Origin of the sequence: Pseudomonas soli, from assembly GCF_021283165.2 — a bacterium.
Lineage (GTDB): Bacteria > Pseudomonadota > Gammaproteobacteria > Pseudomonadales > Pseudomonadaceae > Aquipseudomonas > Aquipseudomonas soli.
In genome coordinates this window covers 450,756-467,440 of record NZ_CP128543.1, presented here as the reverse complement: position 1 = coordinate 467,440, position 16,685 = coordinate 450,756, and the positions used below count along the sequence as shown (strand labels likewise).

The window sequence follows — 16,685 nt, the reverse complement described above, 5'->3', positions numbered from 1 at the left end:
AAGCCATTGTCGTAACCAGAACACTCACACTAACTTGTGCTCCATGGCGTATTTCACCAGCTCCGCCAGCGAGTTGACCTTGAGCTTCTGCATCAGCCGCGCCTTGTGGGTGCTGATGGTCTTGCTCGACAGCGCCAGTTGCAGGGCGATGTCGTTGACGTTGGCGCCTTGGGCCAGGCGCTCGAACACCGAGAACTCACGCTCGGACAGCAGGGTGTGCAGCGGCCGGGTTTCGGTCAGGCCCACCTCGAATACCATGCGGTCGGCCAGGGCCGGGTCGATGTAGCGCCCTCCCCCCGCCACTCGACGGATGGCCGTGAGCAACAGCGCCGGATCGCTGTCCTTGGTCGCATAGCCCGCCGCTCCGGCCTTGAGCGCCCGCGCCGCCATCTGCGCCTCGTCATGCATCGACAGCATCAGGATCGCCGGCGGGTTGTTCAGCGCGCGGATCCGCGGGATCGCTTCCAGGCCATTCACCCCAGGCATGGAGATATCCAGCAGCACCACCTCGCAGGGCGTGTGGCGCAGGGTCTCCAGCAACTGCTCGCCATTGCCCGCCTCGCCCGCCACCTGCATGTCCTTGGCCAGGCCGATCAATTGCTTGATGCCTTCCCGGACGATGGTGTGGTCTTCCGCCACCAGCACTCGAATCACGATTGTTTCTCCTGCTTCAAAGGAATCGCCACGCTCAGGCTGGTGCCCTCGCCCGGCTCGCTGTCCAGGCTCATGCTGCCACCGTGCATCAGCACCCGCTCACGCACACCCACCAGGCCGAACGAAGTCGGCCGCGCCGCCTCCATGGCAAACCCCACGCCGTCGTCGATCACGGTCATGCGCAACTGCCCGGCCTCGTGAACCAGCTCGATCTGCACCGTGTGCGCCTGGGCATGGCGCATGACGTTGGTCAGCGCCTCCTGCAAGATACGGAACAGGCCGATGGCCTTGGCATCGCTCAAGGGTGGCAGATTGTCCGGTACCTGCACCAGGCAGGGGATCTGCGTGCGAGCCTCGAAACGCCGCGCCTGCCACTCGATGGCCGAGGCGATGCCGGCGTCGAGGATAGGCGGGCGCAGGGCCGTAGCCACGTCGCGTACCAGCTGGAACAGCTGGGCGATCAGGCGCTTCATGCTGGCCAGGCGCTCGTTGAGGGCGGGATCCAGTTCGGCGAAGGCAAGCTCGCACATCGACACCTCAAGCTTGAGCACCGTGAGCATCTGCCCCAGTTCGTCGTGGACTTCGCGGGCAATCCGCGCCTTCTCCTCTTCGCGCACGCTTTCCAGGTGCGCCGACAACTCGCGCAATTGCTCCTGGGACCCGGCCAGCGCCAGCTCGGCCTGCTTGCCCTGGGTGATGTCCCAGACCACGCCATCCCACACCATGCGCCCATCGGCCAGGCGGCGAGTGGTCGCCTTGATGTCGGCCCAGCGCTGCTCGCCCTGGCGGGTGAGGATACGCCCCTGCCAGGACCAGTCCCGGTCGCTGGCCAAGGCCAGGTCCTGGACCCGATGGTAGTCGGCGCGATCCTCCGGGTGGACCAGGTTGCGCAGCCCCATCTGCGGGTGCTGGATCGCCGCCGGGGTGTAGCCGACCAGCGCCTCGCTGCCTTCGCTGATGTAGGGAAATTCCGGGTCGCCTTCGGCCGGATCGCGCTCCAGGCGGAACACCAGCCCCGGCACGTTGCCAGCGATCCCCTTGAGCCGCGCCTCGCTTTCGCGCAACGCGGCCAGGTCGCGCCGGCGCTCGGTGACGTCGGCGAGGAACACCACCAGGTACTCGGCATCGCGAAAACGCAGGAACGACAGCGACAACTCGACCGGGAACAGGCTGCCATCGGCGCGCCGACACTGGCTTTCGAACTGCTGTTCGCCGCCATCTCCGGTACGGGCACGCTTCCACAGTTCCAGCCAGCGATCCATCTTCAGGTTCGGCTCGATAACGACCAGTGGCAGCTCCAGCAACGCCCCCTCGGCAAAGCCCAGCATGCGCTCGGCGGCATGGTTGGCGTAGCGCACATGGCTGTCCCAGTTGACCCAGAGGATGCCCACCGTGCTCTGGTCGATGGAAAACTGACTCAGACGCAAAGCCTCCTCACGCACCTGGCGCTCGACCAGGCTCTCCCGGGCCGCCAGCAACCCACGCTCCAGGCCGCGCTGCTGACGACGCTGCCAAGCCAGGGTGGCCAAGGCGCACAGCAGCAGCAGGCCGAACAGCAAGGCCAGGTTCTGCCAGAACCCGGCGGATTCGGAGAACCGTGGATACCTGGGCTGCAACCAGCGCTGGTGCATCTGCTCCAGAGTCTTGGCCGGCAGGACCTGCAAGGCACGCTCAAGAATATCGGCCAGCATTGGCCAATCGCGCCGTGAGCCGACCCGCAGCAGTTGCGGCAGACCGATATCACCCACCACCGCGAGGTCGGCGAACTCGCCTTCGCGCGACAGCCGGCTGAGCTGCGCCTCGTCCAGCACGGCGAAGCTGGCCTGCCCGCCCAACACCAACTGCAGGGCCTCGCGCTCGTCGGGTACACCCTGCAGGTTCAGATTGCCGTAGTTGCCGCGCAGGTAATCCGCCAAGGTACCGGGCATGCGTACCGCCACGCGGTCATTGGCGTTCAGTTTTTCCAGTTCCACGGCTACCGCGCCGCTGCGCATCCCCACCACCAGCTGCGGCACACGCATGTAAGGGTCACTGAACAGCCACAGCCGCAGGCTGGTCGGCGTTTGCATAAGGCCTGGGGCGAAATCGATCTCGCCCGCCTGCAAGGCATGCTCAAGGGCGGCCTGATCGGCAAAGCCGCGCCAGGTCAAATCCAGGCCCAACGCCTGGGACAGGGCGCCGACCAGTTCGACGTTGGCCCCGTAGAATTGCTGCAGGCGGCGGTCGAACTGGGCATAGGGCGCCTGCAGTACCAGGCCGACGCGCAAGCCGCGGTGTTCGTCCAACCATTGCTGCTGGGCTGGATCCAGTACCACTGCGGGCGGCGCCGGCGGCTTGGCCAGGGCGATCAAGGGTAGACACAACCAGCCGATAACCCACAGGCAACGCACTCGCTTCATCTCTACGCTCGTCTTGGCAATGACGGCCACCTGGCGTGGCCGTCGCGGGCAAATACCATTAGGCTGCCAGTATGATTCTGGCCTTGGATTGATCGATGTTCACACTTTATCGCACGACGCTGGCAATGTTCTGCCTGGCTTCGGCCCTGCCGTTCGCGGCTCAGGCCGACGACGCCGAGAAACCCGAAGCGCCCGTCGAGGCGGCCGCCTCCGCCCCCGCTCCGCGCCCACCGCTGCTCGAGCGTAGCCAGGACGATGCACTGGCCCTCGAGCGCCAGGTACCCAAGGCAGAACAACAGACCTTGCAGGCCAATGGTGAAAACTTCCTGGCGCTGTGGAAGCCGGCCAACGACAGCGACCCGCAAGGCGCGGTGATCATTGTCCCTGGCGCGGGCGAAAGCGCCGACTGGCCGACCACCGTTGGCCCGCTGCGCCGTGGTTTCCCCGATGTCGGCTGGGGCACCTTGAGCCTGAGCATGCCCGACCTGCTGGCCGAGCGCCCGCAGGCGCGGGTCGAGGCCAAGCCTGCAGTCGAACCGAAAAAAGAGGACGGCGAGTCGGCTCCGGCCAAGGACACGCCTGCCGATGCCAACGCCAACGTCGCCCAGGCGACCGCGCCGGAAGCGGATACCGCCGAGAGCACCGACGCGGTCGAAGCCGACGAACACACCAGCGAGGAGGACGCCGAGCGTATCTTCGCCCGCCTCGACGCCGCCGTGGCCTATGCCCAGCAGCAGAAGGCGCGCAGCATCGTGCTGCTGGGCAGCGGCAGTGGCGCATACTGGGCCGCGCGCTATCTCAGCGAGAAGCAGCCGCCTCAAGTGCAGAAACTGGTGATGGTCGCCGCGCAGACACCGGCGCGGGTCGAGCATGACCTGCTGAGCCTGACGCCGACCCTCAAGGTGCCGACCGCCGACCTCTACTACGCCACCCGCACAGCCGATCGGCTCGCGGCCCAGCAGCGCCTGCAAGCTAGCAAGCGGCAGAAGAGCAGCCTGTACCGACAGCTTTCGCTGATGGCCGTGCCTGGCAACAAATCGGCGGAGCAGGAACAACTGTTGCGTCGGGTACGCGGCTGGCTGACGCCGAAGGCAGAGTAAGAGTGACCGCGCCTGCCTACTCCGGCAGGCGCGACCTTGCCCACAATGGCGTTACAAGCCCCGCCGCTTGCGGATCATGGCATAGGCCTGATGCAGCTCGCGGGTAAGCTCGGTCGCCTCGCGCACCTTCGCTTCGCTGGCGCCACTGCCCACCAGCTTGTCCGGATGATGCCGGCTGAGCAATCGCCGATAGGCCTGCTTGACCCGGTCGGCCTCGGTGTCCGGCTCCACCCCCAGCAACCTCAGCGCCGCCGCATAGGTCATGACGCCACCTTCTATCGACGACCGGCGAGGCTCATACTCCAGCGACAAGGCCTGCACCTGGTTGCGACTGAGCCCCAGTTGCTGGCCCCAGCCCAGCAACAGGTCGCGTTCCTGCCGCCCGGCCTTGCCGTCGGCCCAGACCATGCGCCAGCAGGCGCGCAAGGTACCTTCGGCGCCGTGGGGCTGCACCCTGATACGGCGCAGGTAGTGCCCCAGGCGCTCCTTGCCCGACTTCCCGCGGTTGAACGCGGCAATCGCTCGCATCCGAGCAGGTTCCGCCAGGTCCAGACGGGACATCTCCTGTCGCGCCTGCTGGATGTGACCCTCGACAACCCTGCCATCACTCTTGGCCAAGCGGCCGAGCAACACAAACAACAACTCTTCGTCACGCAGCGCCGGGCGCCCGCCCAGGCGCTCGCGCACGTCTTCCCAACCCTGCAGCCGCAGGCGCCGATCCATGGCCTGGCCCAGCAGCGCCCCCAGCAACGCGCCGGGGATGCTGGCCACGGCGAAACCGGCACCGGCACCAATCACTGTGCTCGGCCACCACATATCAGGCACGCTCCCCGATCAGGCGCTCGACATCGGCCAGACGCTCGAGGGTGCCGACATCGATCCAGTGGCCACGGTAGTGCTCACCACTCACTCGACCGTCGGCCATGGCCTTGCGCAACAACGGGGCCAGTTTGAATGCGCCGGGCTGGCAACCTGCGAACAGCGCCGGGTCCAGTACAGAGATACCACTGAAAGTCAGCGTTCCCGGGGCGTCATCGCCATCGCTCACCTGCCCGTCCGCCAGGCGGAAGTCGCCCCGGCCGTGGTGGCCGGGGTTGTCCACCAGCACCAGATGCGCCAGGCCGTGCAACGGCGCATTCAGGCCGGCGAAGTCGTAGTCGGTCCAGACATCGCCATTGACCAGGATGAACGGCGCATCACCCAGCAACGGCAGCGCCTTGAAGATCCCGCCACCGGTCTCCAGCGGTTCGCCCTCCGGCGAATAGCTGATCACCAGGCCGAAGCGGCTGCCATCGCCCAGGTGATCCTCGATCTGCTGGCCAAGCCAGGCGTGGTTGATGACCACCTCGCCAATACCGGCACGGGCCAGCGCCTCGAGGTGATACTCGATCAACGGCTTGCCGGCGGCTCGCACCAGCGGCTTGGGCGTGTGCAGGGTCAGCGGGCGCATGCGCTCGCCCTTGCCTGCCGCCAGGATCATCGCCTTCATGAACGCGCCCCGGCCTGGAGTTCGGCAATCAGCTGGCCCAGCTCGGCCAGCTCAGGCCGGCGGCTGATCACCTCATCTATATAGGCAAAGAAACGCGGCACGTCGGCCAGGTAGCGTGGCTTGCCGTCGCGGTGGCAGATGCGCGCGAAGATACCGATCACCTTGAGGTGGCGCTGCACCCCCATCAGGTCGCTGGCACGCTGGAAGGCTTCGAAGTCTGCCTGTACCGGAATCCCGGCGGCCTGCGCCTTGCGCCAGTAATCACGCAACCAGCCCTCGATGCGGGCCTGGGGCCAGCTGAGGAAAGCGTCCTTGAACAGGCAGGTGATGTCGTAGGTGACCGGGCCATAGACCGCATCCTGGAAATCCAGCACGCCTGGATTTTGCGCACTGTGCATCAGGTTGCGCGGCATGTAGTCGCGGTGCACCAGTACCTTGGGCTGGGCCAGGGCACTGTCGATCAGCAGCTGGCTGACCCGCTGCCAAATGGCCTGTTGCGCGTCGCTGAAGCTCAGGCCAAGCGCGCGGCCCACGTACCACTCGGGGAACAGCTCGACCTCACGGCGCAGCAGGGCGACATCGTAGCTGGGCAGTGCCGCGTCCATCGGCAAGCGCTGGAACGCCAGCAGCGCATCGATGGCGTCGGCGAACAGGGCATCGGCATTGCCCTGATCAATGATGTCCAGGTATGTCTGGCGGCCGAGATCCCCCAGCAGCAGGAAACCGCGCTCCAAGTCCTGGGCATGGATGACCGGCACGTTCACGCCGGCCGTGGCCAGCAAATGGTCGATGTCGACGAACGGGCGGCAGTTCTCCTGGGGCGGCGGCGCATCCATGATCACGAAGCTGTGCCCGGCGCCCTCCCAGCGGAAGTAGCGGCGGAAACTCGCATCGCTGCTGGCGGCGGTCAGGCTGCCGGCGGGCACTTCGCCCCAGGCATTGGTACGGAAGAGGTTCTCCAGTTGCCCGGCAAGCCAGGCGGTCAGTTGTTGCAGGCGTACATCGTGATCGGGCATTACAAGGGTTCTCCGACGGCCCTAGCCGTCAAGCGGGTCATGCTTTATTATCCAGCATCTTTTTCAGACCATCGAGAGGCGTGCGGCCCCCACACGCGGGCAGATGGCACGCAGGAAGCCCGGACTAATAAGATGGCATTGAAATCCCCCGCGTTTCGTAGAAAGTTTCCGTTGCTCGTGACTGGCGGTTTGCTGGCCCTGCAACCCCTGGCCACGTCGTACGTGGTAGCGGCCGAGCAGTTCGACTGCCAAGTGTCCGCTTCCGGTGGCTGGGACTGCAAGCCCAAGACCGCTGCCAACTTGCCTCCGCGCCCGGTACACCCGGGCGCTGCCGCGGCCAGCACGGGTGCCGAGGCATCCGGCGAAGTCGCCGCGACCGAGGCCGACAAGCCGATGCTGGTCACCGAGGCCAAGGGCCGCGGCCTGAAGTCGCGCAGCGAAGACTACAGCCATCTGGACTGGGTCCCGCGCGAGAAGCTCACTGCCGCGCAGCTGGCCGAGACCGGCCCGTACTGCGGCGGCGCCTACATCGAGCCGACCCGCCCGGGCATGAACGACTCCACGCCCAAGGACGAGTCGCCGACCTACATCAACGCCAAGGTCTCCAAGTACCAGCAGGAGCAGCAGATCGCCACCCTCGCCGGTGACGTGGTCATGCGCCAGGGCAGCATGCAGGCCGAAGCCGACGAAGCCAACCTGTACCAGGCCGAAAACCGCGGCGAGCTCAAGGGCAACGTCAAGATCCGCGACAACGGCTCGCTGGTGGTCGGCGACGAAGCGCAGATCCAGCTCGATACCGGCGAGGCCCGGGTCGACAACGCCGAATACGTGATGCACAAGTCGCACATCCGCGGCAACGCGCTGTACGCCAAGCGTGCGGAAAACGCCATCATCCGCCTCAAGGACGGTACCTATACCACCTGTGAGCCGGGCAGCAACGCGTGGCAACTCAAGGGCAACAACATCACCCTGAACCCGGCCACCGGCTTCGGCACCGCGACCAACGTGACGCTGCGGGTCAAGGATTTCCCGGTGTTCTACACACCGTACATCTACTTCCCGATCGACGACCGTCGCCAGTCCGGCTTCCTGCCGCCGTCGTTCAGCTCCAGCAGCGACACCGGCTTCATGCTGGTCACGCCGTATTACTTCAACCTGGCACCGAACTACGATGCCACGTTGTACCCGCGCTACATGACCAAGCGCGGCATGTTGATGGAAGGCGAGTTCCGCTACCTGACCAAGTCCAGCGAAGGGCAGTTCGGTGGCGCGTTCCTGAACGATCAGGACGATGACCGCAAGAAGCAGACGGACTACAAGAAAGACCGCTGGATGGTCAACTGGCAGCACAAGGGCGGCCTCGACGAGCGCCTGATGACCGAGGTGGACTACACCGACATCAGTGACCCGTTCTATTTCCAGGACTTGGAATCTGACCAGATCGGCATCAAGACCCAAGACATCGTCAACCAGCAGGGCGCGCTGACCTACCGGGGTGACAGTTATACCGCACGTCTGAACGTGCATGCCTACGAGATGGCGACCATTTCGCAGACCACTCCATACGACCGACTGCCGCAGATCACTTTCAACGGCATGCTGCCCTACCATCCGGGTGGCTTCGACCTGACCTACGACAGCGAAGCGGTACGCTTCGATCGTGACTTGAAGGACGACTTCGTTCTTGACAAGGACGGCAAACCCGACGCGTCTGCCGGTCGTGCAGGTCGTCGCCTGGACGAGAACATCTTCGGTGTTGCTCGCTCCAATGGCACTCGCCTGAATCTTGCACCGGCGATCAGCCTGCCCATGCAGGCAAGCTATGGTTTCATCACCCCGAAACTGAAATACGTCTACACCCATTACGATCTGGATCTGGACAGCAAGGGCAAACAGGACCTGATCGACAATCCAGGCCGGACTGAACTCTACGGCGACTTCAAGAGCAACCAGAATCGCGACATTCCGGTCTTCAGTGTCGACAGTGGCCTGTATTTCGATCGCAACACCCAGCTGTTCGGTACCAACTACCGCCAGACCCTGGAACCACGCCTGTTCTACCTTTATGTGCCGTACAAAGACCAGACCGATATCCCGCTCTTCGACACCGGCGAGAACACGTTCAACTACTCTTCGCTTTTCCGCGACAACCGTTTCGTTGGCACCGACCGTATTGGCGACGAGAACAAGCTGTCGCTGGGCGTAACCAACCGCTGGATCGAAGACAACGGCTTCCAACGCCAGCGCTTCAGCATCGGCCAGGCGTTCTACTTCAAGGATCGCAAGGTCCAACTGCCAGGGATCGACTACCGTACCCGAGTGGACAGCAAGTCGGATGTGTCGCCGTACGCGCTTGAATACGAATACGCTTTCAACCGCGACTGGCGCTTCAATTCGGCCTACAACTGGGACCCGGACACCCACAGCCCTCGCTCAGGCAGCGCGATGTTCCACTACCAGCCCGAGGACAACCCGAACAAGGTCGTCAATCTCGGCTATCGCTACCGAAACGACCTGATCACCTACGACTCGCAGACCGGTAACTGGAAGGTCGGCGGTGGTGACTACGGTACGCCGGGCACGCCGGGTTACATCAAGGACTACTACAAGATCCAGCAGCACGACTTCTCGGTCATCTGGCCGATCGTGCCGCAATGGAGCGTCATTGCCCGCTGGCAGCATGACTACAACCGTAACCGCACACTGGAAGCGATGGGCGGCTTCGAGTACGACAACTGCTGCTGGAAACTGCGCCTGATCAGTCGCTACTGGATGGACTACGACGACTTCAGCCAGGCCCTACCTGAAAACGAAAAGGGCGACCACGGCATCTTCCTGCAGATCGTGCTCAAAGGGCTCGGTGGTGTAGTCGGCAACAAGGTCGAATCGTTCCTGGACCAAGGCATTCAAGGTTACCGTACCCGTGAAGAGCAAGCTTATTGATCGTCTGCGCCCGCTGATGCTGGGCGCCGCATTGTTGAGTGGCGCGGTGCATGCCGCGGTACAACCCATCGACCGCATCGTGGCCACCGTCGACAACGACGTGGTCATGCAGAGCCAACTGGACCAGCGCGTTCGCGAAGTGCAGCAGACCATCGCCAAACGTGGCGGCGGCGTGCCGCCCACCAGCGCACTGGAACAGCAAGTGCTGGAACGCCTGATCGTCGAGAACCTGCAACTGCAGATCGGCGAGCGCTCAGGCATCCGCATCACCGACGAAGAACTGAACCAGGCCGTCGGTACCATTGCCCAGCGCAATGGCATGTCGCTGGAACAGTTCCGTGCAGCCCTGGCCCATGATGGCCTGTCGTACGATGACGCCCGCGAGCAGATCAAGCGCGAGATGATCATCAGCCGTGTGCGCCAGCGCCGCGTGGCCGAGCGCATTCAGGTGTCCGAGCAAGAAGTGAAGAACTTCCTCAACTCGGACCTGGGCAAGATGCAATTGTCAGAAGAATACCGCCTGGCCAACATTCTCATCCCGACCCCGGAAGGTGCCAACTCGGAGGCAATCCAGGCTGCAGCGCGTCAGGTAGGTGATGTCTACCAGCAACTCCGTCAAGGCGCGGACTTCGGCCAGATGGCCATCGCCCGCTCGCGCAGTGAAAATGCCCTGGAAGGCGGCGAAATGGGCTGGCGCCAGGCAGGCCAACTGCCTCCAGACTTCGCCAAGATGCTCAGCGGCATGGCGGTCGGCGATATCACCCAGCCAATCCGCATCCCCACCGGTTTCATCATCCTCAAGCTGGAAGAGAAGCGCGGCGGGAGCCAAAGCGTGCTGCGCGACGAAGTGCATGTTCGCCACATCCTGATCAAACCGAGCGAAATCCGCAGCGAAGCCGCCACCGAGCAACTGGCCGAGCGCCTGTACGACCGCATCCAGAACGGTGAAAACTTCGCCGATTTGGCGAAGAGCTTCTCGGAAGACCCGGGCTCGGCACTCAACGGCGGCGATCTCAACTGGGTCGACCCGAACAGCCTGGTACCTGAGTTCCGCGAGCAGATGGCCAATGCCGAGCAAGGCGTGGTGACCAAGCCGTTCAAGACCCAGTACGGCTGGCATGTGCTGGAAGTGCTTGGCCGCCGCGCCACCGACAGCACCGAACAGGCTCGCGAGCAGCAGGCCATGAACGTCCTGCGCAACCGCAAGTATGACGAAGAGCTGCAGAACTGGCTGCGCCAGATCCGCGACGAAGCCTACGTTGAAATCAAGCTGCCTGGCGCCGACCAGGCCGCCCAGTGAAACCCCTGCGCTTCGCCGTCACCCCCGGCGAGCCTGCCGGCATCGGTCCCGACCTGTGCCTGCTGCTCGCCACCGAGGTACAGCCCTACCCCCTGATCGCCATCACCAGCCGTGACCTGCTCGCCGAGCGGGCCACGCAGCTGGGCCTGGACGTCAAGCTGATCACGGTTGTGCCGACCGCCTGGCCGGAGCAACCGGCTGCCGCCGGCAGCCTGTATATCTGGGATACCCCCCTGGCCCGCCCGGTGACAGCCGGGCAGCTGGACAAGGCCAACGCCGCATTCGTCCTGGAAACCCTGACCCGTGCCGGGCAAGGCTGCCTGGACGGGCACTTCGCCGGGATGATCACCGCGCCGGTGCACAAGGGCGTGATCAACGAAAGCGGTATCGCCTTTTCCGGGCATACCGAGTTCCTCGCCGACCTCACCCACACCACGCAAGTGGTGATGATGCTGGCCACCCACGGGCTGCGTGTGGCACTGGTGACCACCCACCTGCCACTGCGGGACATTGCCGAGGCCATTACTGGCGAGCGCCTGGAGCGCGTCACCCGCATCCTGCATGCGGACATGCGCGACAAGTTCGGCATCGCCAACCCACGCATCCTGGTCTGCGGGCTCAACCCGCATGCCGGAGAAGGCGGCCACCTGGGCCGCGAAGAAATCGACATCATCGAGCCGGCGCTGCAACGCCTGCGTGCCGAAGGCATGGACCTGCGCGGCCCACTGCCGGCCGATACCCTGTTTACCCCCAAATATCTGGAGCACTGCGACGCGGTGCTGGCGATGTACCACGACCAAGGCCTGCCCGTGCTCAAGTACAAGGGCTTCGGCGCCGCGGTCAACGTGACGCTGGGCCTGCCGATCATCCGCACATCGGTCGACCACGGCACAGCCCTGGACCTGGCCGGCACCGGCCGGATCGACACCGGCAGCCTGCGCGTCGCCCTGCAAACCGCCTACCAGATGGCCGAGAACCGACCATGACCGAGCAATACCAACACCGGGCGCGCAAGCGCTTCGGCCAGAACTTCCTGCATGACGCCGGAATCATCGACCGTATCCTGCGGGCGATCAACGCCAAGGCCGGCGAACACTTGCTGGAGATCGGCCCGGGCCAGGGCGCCCTGACCGAGGGCCTGCTGGGCAGCGGCGCTCAGCTGGACGTGGTCGAGCTGGACAAAGACCTGGTGCCGATCCTGCAACACAAGTTCGCCGGGCGCGACAACTTCCGCCTGCACCAGGGTGACGCCCTGAAGTTCGACTTCAATCAGCTGGGTGTGCCGGAGCGCAGCCTCAAGGTGGTGGGCAACCTGCCCTACAACATCTCCACGCCACTGATCTTCCATCTCCTGGCCCACGCCAACCTGATCCGCGACATGCATTTCATGCTGCAGAAGGAAGTGGTCGAACGCATGGCTGCGGGCCCTGGCGGCGGCGACTGGGGCCGTCTGTCGATCATGGTGCAGTACCACTGCCGCGTGGAGCACCTGTTCAACGTCGGCCCGGGTGCCTTCAACCCGCCACCAAAGGTGGACTCGGCAATCGTGCGCCTGGTGCCCCACGAAGTGCTGCCCTTCCCGGCCAAGAACCCCAAGCTGCTGGAGCACGTGGTGCGCGAAGCCTTCAACCAGCGCCGTAAGACCCTGCGCAACACGCTCAAGGGCGTGCTCGACAGCCAGGCCATCGAGGCCGCTGGCGTCGACGGCAGCTTGCGCCCCGAGCAGCTCGACCTCGCCGCCTTCGTGCGCCTGGCCGACAAGCTGGCCGAATAGCAGGCCTGACCGAGCCTGCGCAGGACAAGCCCGTCCCACCCTGGGGGTGGGCTTGCCCCGCGCTCAGGCATGACTGGCCTCCACCCCCGCCAATGGCCTAGACTGCGTTATTGCGTCAGTTCGCCCAAGGCCCTTGCATGTCCGACCCCCGCTACCAGATCGACGTCAGCGTCGTGACCCGCTATCTCAAAGAACAATCCGACCCCGAAAGCAGCCGCTTCGCCTTCGCCTACACCATCACCGTGCAGAATAACGGCACGCTCAAGGCCAAGCTGATGTCCCGCCACTGGCTGATCACCAACGGTGACGGCGAAGTCGAGGAGGTGCGCGGTGCCGGTGTGATCGGCCAACAGCCGCTGATCGAGCCAGGCCAGAGCCACACCTACAGCAGCGGTGCGGTGATCAGCACCCGCGTCGGCACCATGCAGGGCAGCTATCAGATGTTCGCCGAAGACGGCAAACGCTTCGATGCCCAGATCGCCCCGTTCCGCCTGGCCGTGCCCGGGGCGCTGCACTGATGGCCACCTATGCCGTCGGGGACCTGCAAGGCTGCCTGCAACCACTCAAGTGCCTGCTCGAGCGCGTGCGCTTCGACCCGGCTGTCGATCGCCTGTGGCTGGTGGGCGACCTGGTCAACCGTGGCCCAGAGTCCCTCGAGACGTTGCGTTATCTCTACTCGATCCGCCATGCGCTGGTCTGCGTGCTGGGCAACCATGACCTGCACCTGCTGGCCGCCTGGCACAATGTCGAGCGCCTGAAGAAAAGCGATACCCTGCGCGAAGTCATCGAAGCCCCGGACGCCGACCATCTGTTCGACTGGCTCCGCCAGCAGAAACTGCTGCACTACGACGAAGCCCGCGGCATCGCCATGGCCCATGCCGGCATCCCGCCGCAGTGGACCCTGGGCAAGGCGCTGGAGCTGGCGGCGGAGGTCGAGGAGGTGCTGCGCGACGACAGTCGCCTGAAACTGTATCTGGACGGTATGTACGGCAACGAGCCGAACAAGTGGAGCAAGGATCTGGCCGGCGTCGAACGCCTGCGAGTGATCACCAACTACTTCACCCGCATGCGCTTCTGCACCGCCACCGGCAAGCTCGACCTCAAGAGCAAGGAAGGCGCCGACAGCGCGCCCAAAGGCTATAAACCATGGTTCGCTCACCCGGACCGCCGCTCGCGCCATGTGAAGATCATCTTCGGCCACTGGGCAGCCCTCGAAGGCCGGGTCGACGTCCCCGGTGTGATTGCCCTGGACACCGGCTGTGTCTGGGGGGGCGCGATGACCCTGTACAATGTCGACAGCGGCGAATTCCACCGCTGCGACTGCACCCGCGAAGGCACACCTCGCCCGCCGGCATCTCTCAACGATCAGCCATGAAGGAACCGCACCCATGAGCGAATTCAAGCGTATCTCCCCAGAACAAGCCCTCGCCCTGCGTGCCGAAGGTGCGATCGTTGTCGATATCCGCGACCCACAGGCGTTTGCCGCCGGCCATATCGCCGGCGCCACTCATCTGGATAATCACTCGGTAGCCGACTTCATCCGCAGCGCCGACCTGGACGCGCCTACACTGGTAGTCTGCTACCACGGCAATTCCAGCCAGAGTGCCGCCGCCTACCTGGTCGGCCAGGGCTTCTCCAACGTCTACAGCATCGATGGTGGCTTCGAACTGTGGCGTAACACCTACCCGGGGGAAACCGCCCAGGGCAGCGCCGAATAATTTTTTCATTTTTCCTGCAGCCCGCGCTTGGCGCGGGCTAGGGCCCGACCTGACGAACGGTCGTAGGCGTCTTCTCCGCTCCCCGCCCTTGACCTCTCGTATAACCAACTATCCTTAAGCCCAGGCCATCCAAAAAAGGGGAGAGCCGGTACACCGGCGTGCGGGTCATCGGTAGCGTTACAGGGTGTTCTGGGGGGTATACAGCAACCGACAAAACCGGTTGCATGCCAGCATCGGCTGACTGATCCGGCGTCGTCTCCACGTATCGAGCGAGGTGACGTCATGAGCATTTTTAGCCACTTCCAACAACGTTTCGAGTCCACCCGCCAGGAAGAACTTTCGCTGCAGGAGTACCTTGAGCTGTGCAAAGAGGATCGCAGCGCCTATGCCTCGGCGGCCGAGCGGCTGTTGCTGGCCATCGGTGAACCAGAGCTGATCGACACCTCAAGTAACTCCCGGCTGTCGCGGATCTTCTCCAACAAGGTGATCCGCCGCTATCCGGCCTTTGCCGATTTCCATGGCATGGAAGAGTGCATCGACCAGATCGTCTCCTACTTCCGCCACGCCGCTCAGGGCCTGGAAGAGAAGAAGCAGATCCTCTACCTGCTGGGTCCGGTGGGCGGCGGCAAGTCGTCGCTGGCCGAAAAACTCAAGCAATTGATGGAAAAGGTACCGTTCTACGCCATCAAGGGCTCGCCGGTCTTCGAGTCGCCACTCGGGCTGTTCAACGCCACCGAGGACGGAGCGATCCTCGAGGAAGAATTCGGCATTTCGCGCCGCTATCTGAATACCATCATGTCGCCCTGGGCCACCAAGCGCCTGCAGGAGTTCGGCGGCGACATCAGCAAGTTCCGGGTGGTGAAGCTCTATCCATCGATCCTCAACCAGATCGCCATCGCCAAGACCGAACCAGGTGACGAGAACAACCAGGATATCTCGGCCTTGGTCGGCAAGGTGGATATCCGCAAGCTCGAGGAGTTTCCGCAGAACGACGCCGACGCCTACAGCTACTCGGGCGCGTTGTGCCGGGCCAACCAAGGCCTGATGGAGTTCGTCGAGATGTTCAAGGCGCCGATCAAGGTGCTTCACCCGCTGCTCACCGCTACCCAGGAGGGCAACTACAACAGTACCGAAGGCCTGGGGGCGATCCCCTACACCGGTATCTTGTTGGCCCACTCCAACGAATCGGAATGGCACACCTTCCGCAACAACAAGAATAACGAAGCGTTCATCGACCGTATCTATATCGTCAAGGTGCCGTACTGCCTTCGCGTCAGCGACGAGATCAAGATCTACGACAAGTTGCTGATCAACAGCTCGCTGGCCAAGGCTCATTGCGCGCCCGACACACTGAAGATGCTCGCCCAGTTCACAGTGCTTTCACGCCTCAAGGAGCCGGAGAACTCCAACATCTACTCGAAGATGCGCGTCTACGACGGCGAGAACCTCAAGGACACCGACCCCAAGGCCAAGTCGATCCAGGAGTACCGCGACTCCGCCGGCGTCGACGAGGGCATGAACGGCCTGTCGACCCGCTTCGCCTTCAAGATCCTCTCCAAGGTATTCAACTTCGATCCACATGAGATTGCCGCCAACCCGGTGCACCTGCTGTACGTGCTGGAACAGCAGATCGAGCAGGAGCAGTTCCCTGCCGAAGTACGCGAGCGCTACCTGCGCTACCTCAAGGAGTACCTGGCGCCGCGCTACATCGAGTTCATCGGCAAGGAAATCCAGACCGCTTATCTGGAATCCTACAGCGAGTACGGCCAGAACATCTTCGACCGCTACGTGCTGTATGCCGACTTCTGGATCCAGGACCAGGAGTACCGCGACCCGGAGACTGGCGAAATCCTCAACCGCATCGCGCTCAACGAGGAGCTGGAGAAGATCGAGAAGCCGGCCGGTATCAGCAATCCGAAGGACTTCCGCAACGAGATCGTCAACTTCGTGCTGCGCGCCCGTGCCAACAATAATGGCAAGAACCCCAGCTGGCTCAGCTACGAGAAGCTGCGGGTGGTGATCGAGAAGAAAATGTTCTCCAACACCGAAGACCTGCTGCCGGTCATCAGCTTCAACGCCAAGGCCAGCAAGGAAGACCAGCAGAAGCACAACGATTTCGTCACCCGGATGGTGGAACGTGGCTACACCGACAAACAGGTACGCCTGCTGTCGGAATGGTACCTGCGGGTCAGGAAATCGCAGTAAAAGCCGCACGCACCGGCCGCTTGGCGGTGTGCCCCGGCACACCGCTGACCTGTGTCGGCAGCGATTGCTTTTACTTGCAGCTCGTAG

The 16,685-nt window shown here is 63.8% G+C and carries 14 protein-coding genes; 9 read left to right on the top strand and 5 right to left on the bottom strand.

Going from position 1 to position 16,685, the window contains the following annotated elements; translation table 11 throughout:
• Positions 1 to 24 precede the first annotated feature (24 nt).
• Together LU688_RS01980 and LU688_RS01975 are read right to left on the bottom strand one after the other, a co-directional pair.
• On the bottom strand, positions 25 to 657 hold the full coding sequence (locus LU688_RS01980) for a response regulator (RefSeq protein ID WP_172670942.1): 633 nt from the start codon (positions 655 to 657) through the stop codon (positions 25 to 27).
• On the bottom strand, positions 651 to 3,053 hold the full coding sequence (locus LU688_RS01975) for a PAS domain-containing sensor histidine kinase (RefSeq protein ID WP_094011462.1): 2,403 nt from the start codon (positions 3,051 to 3,053) through the stop codon (positions 651 to 653). Before LU688_RS01975 ends, LU688_RS01980 begins: the two co-directional genes overlap by 7 nt.
• Positions 3,054 to 3,148: 95 nt before the next feature.
• Here LU688_RS01975 and LU688_RS01970 point away from each other — a divergent pair, with 95 nt between their 5' ends.
• Positions 3,149 to 4,153: an alpha/beta hydrolase family protein gene (locus tag LU688_RS01970; protein ID WP_094011463.1), complete on the top strand. Its 1,005-nt coding sequence runs from the start codon at positions 3,149 to 3,151 to the stop codon at positions 4,151 to 4,153.
• 51 nt (positions 4,154 to 4,204) lie between these two features.
• On the opposite strand, the gene LU688_RS01965 is transcribed toward LU688_RS01970, so the two are convergent.
• Genes LU688_RS01965 through LU688_RS01955 form a run of 3 tightly spaced genes read right to left on the bottom strand, consistent with a single transcriptional unit; the run spans position 4,205 to position 6,658 of the window.
• On the bottom strand, positions 4,205 to 4,969 hold the full coding sequence (locus tag LU688_RS01965; protein WP_038707236.1) for a TerB family tellurite resistance protein: 765 nt from the start codon (positions 4,967 to 4,969) through the stop codon (positions 4,205 to 4,207).
• Position 4,970: 1 nt separating this feature from the next.
• Positions 4,971 to 5,642, bottom strand: coding sequence for an N-acetylmuramate alpha-1-phosphate uridylyltransferase MurU (gene murU, locus LU688_RS01960; protein WP_023632128.1), 672 nt, complete (start codon positions 5,640 to 5,642; stop codon positions 4,971 to 4,973).
• The gene (locus LU688_RS01955) at positions 5,639 to 6,658 is read right to left on the bottom strand and encodes an aminoglycoside phosphotransferase family protein (protein WP_094011464.1); all 1,020 of its coding nucleotides are present in this window, start codon (positions 6,656 to 6,658) and stop codon (positions 5,639 to 5,641) included. The genes murU and LU688_RS01955 overlap by 4 nt, the downstream gene beginning before the upstream one ends.
• 132 nt (positions 6,659 to 6,790) lie before the next feature.
• On the opposite strand from LU688_RS01955, the gene LU688_RS01950 reads away from it, so the two are divergent.
• The 8 genes from LU688_RS01950 to LU688_RS01915 all read left to right on the top strand — a co-directional run bounded on the left by LU688_RS01950 (position 6,791) and on the right by LU688_RS01915 (position 16,598).
• The gene (locus LU688_RS01950; protein WP_094011465.1) at positions 6,791 to 9,601 is read left to right on the top strand and encodes an LPS-assembly protein LptD; all 2,811 of its coding nucleotides are present in this window, start codon (positions 6,791 to 6,793) and stop codon (positions 9,599 to 9,601) included.
• On the top strand, positions 9,582 to 10,901 hold the full coding sequence (locus tag LU688_RS01945; RefSeq protein ID WP_023630735.1) for a peptidylprolyl isomerase: 1,320 nt from the start codon (positions 9,582 to 9,584) through the stop codon (positions 10,899 to 10,901). Before LU688_RS01950 ends, LU688_RS01945 begins: the two co-directional genes overlap by 20 nt.
• On the top strand, positions 10,898 to 11,887 hold the full coding sequence (gene pdxA, locus LU688_RS01940) for a 4-hydroxythreonine-4-phosphate dehydrogenase PdxA (RefSeq protein ID WP_094011467.1): 990 nt from the start codon (positions 10,898 to 10,900) through the stop codon (positions 11,885 to 11,887). Before LU688_RS01945 ends, pdxA begins: the two co-directional genes overlap by 4 nt.
• Positions 11,884 to 12,675 (top strand): 16S rRNA (adenine(1518)-N(6)/adenine(1519)-N(6))-dimethyltransferase RsmA, encoded by a 792-nt coding sequence (gene rsmA, locus LU688_RS01935; protein ID WP_094011468.1) that lies wholly within the window; start codon positions 11,884 to 11,886, stop codon positions 12,673 to 12,675. The genes pdxA and rsmA overlap by 4 nt, the downstream gene beginning before the upstream one ends.
• 137 nt (positions 12,676 to 12,812) lie before the next feature.
• Positions 12,813 to 13,193 carry a Co2+/Mg2+ efflux protein ApaG gene (gene apaG, locus LU688_RS01930; protein WP_023629263.1) on the top strand — a complete coding sequence of 127 codons (381 nt, stop codon included), beginning with the start codon at positions 12,813 to 12,815 and terminating at the stop codon, positions 13,191 to 13,193.
• Positions 13,193 to 14,050, top strand: coding sequence for a symmetrical bis(5'-nucleosyl)-tetraphosphatase (locus LU688_RS01925; RefSeq protein WP_094011469.1), 858 nt, complete (start codon positions 13,193 to 13,195; stop codon positions 14,048 to 14,050). Before apaG ends, LU688_RS01925 begins: the two co-directional genes overlap by 1 nt.
• A gap of 13 nt (positions 14,051 to 14,063) precedes the next feature.
• Positions 14,064 to 14,393, top strand: a complete 330-nt coding sequence (glpE, locus tag LU688_RS01920) for a thiosulfate sulfurtransferase GlpE (protein WP_094011470.1) — start codon at positions 14,064 to 14,066, stop codon at positions 14,391 to 14,393.
• A 282-nt stretch (positions 14,394 to 14,675) separates the two neighbouring features.
• Complete coding sequence (locus LU688_RS01915) at positions 14,676 to 16,598, top strand: PrkA family serine protein kinase (protein WP_023629260.1); 1,923 nt, start codon at positions 14,676 to 14,678, stop codon at positions 16,596 to 16,598.
• Positions 16,599 to 16,685: the final 87 nt, after the last annotated feature.

Bases quoted from the DNA above. Each gene is read 5' to 3' on its own strand.
- LU688_RS01975 (WP_094011462.1), bottom strand. From the start codon at position 3,053: ATGAAGCGAGTGCGTTGCCTGTGGGTTATCGGCTGGTTGTGTCTACCC.
- LU688_RS01970 (WP_094011463.1), top strand. From the start codon at position 3,149: ATGTTCACACTTTATCGCACGACGCTGGCAATGTTCTGCCTGGCTTCG.
- LU688_RS01965 (WP_038707236.1), bottom strand. From the start codon at position 4,969: ATGTGGTGGCCGAGCACAGTGATTGGTGCCGGTGCCGGTTTCGCCGTG.
- murU (WP_023632128.1), bottom strand. From the start codon at position 5,642: ATGAAGGCGATGATCCTGGCGGCAGGCAAGGGCGAGCGCATGCGCCCG.
- LU688_RS01955 (WP_094011464.1), bottom strand. From the start codon at position 6,658: ATGCCCGATCACGATGTACGCCTGCAACAACTGACCGCCTGGCTTGCC.
- LU688_RS01950 (WP_094011465.1), top strand. From the start codon at position 6,791: ATGGCATTGAAATCCCCCGCGTTTCGTAGAAAGTTTCCGTTGCTCGTG.
- rsmA (WP_094011468.1), top strand. From the start codon at position 11,884: ATGACCGAGCAATACCAACACCGGGCGCGCAAGCGCTTCGGCCAGAAC.
- apaG (WP_023629263.1), top strand. From the start codon at position 12,813: ATGTCCGACCCCCGCTACCAGATCGACGTCAGCGTCGTGACCCGCTAT.
- LU688_RS01925 (WP_094011469.1), top strand. From the start codon at position 13,193: ATGGCCACCTATGCCGTCGGGGACCTGCAAGGCTGCCTGCAACCACTC.
- glpE (WP_094011470.1), top strand. From the start codon at position 14,064: ATGAGCGAATTCAAGCGTATCTCCCCAGAACAAGCCCTCGCCCTGCGT.
- LU688_RS01915 (WP_023629260.1), top strand. From the start codon at position 14,676: ATGAGCATTTTTAGCCACTTCCAACAACGTTTCGAGTCCACCCGCCAG.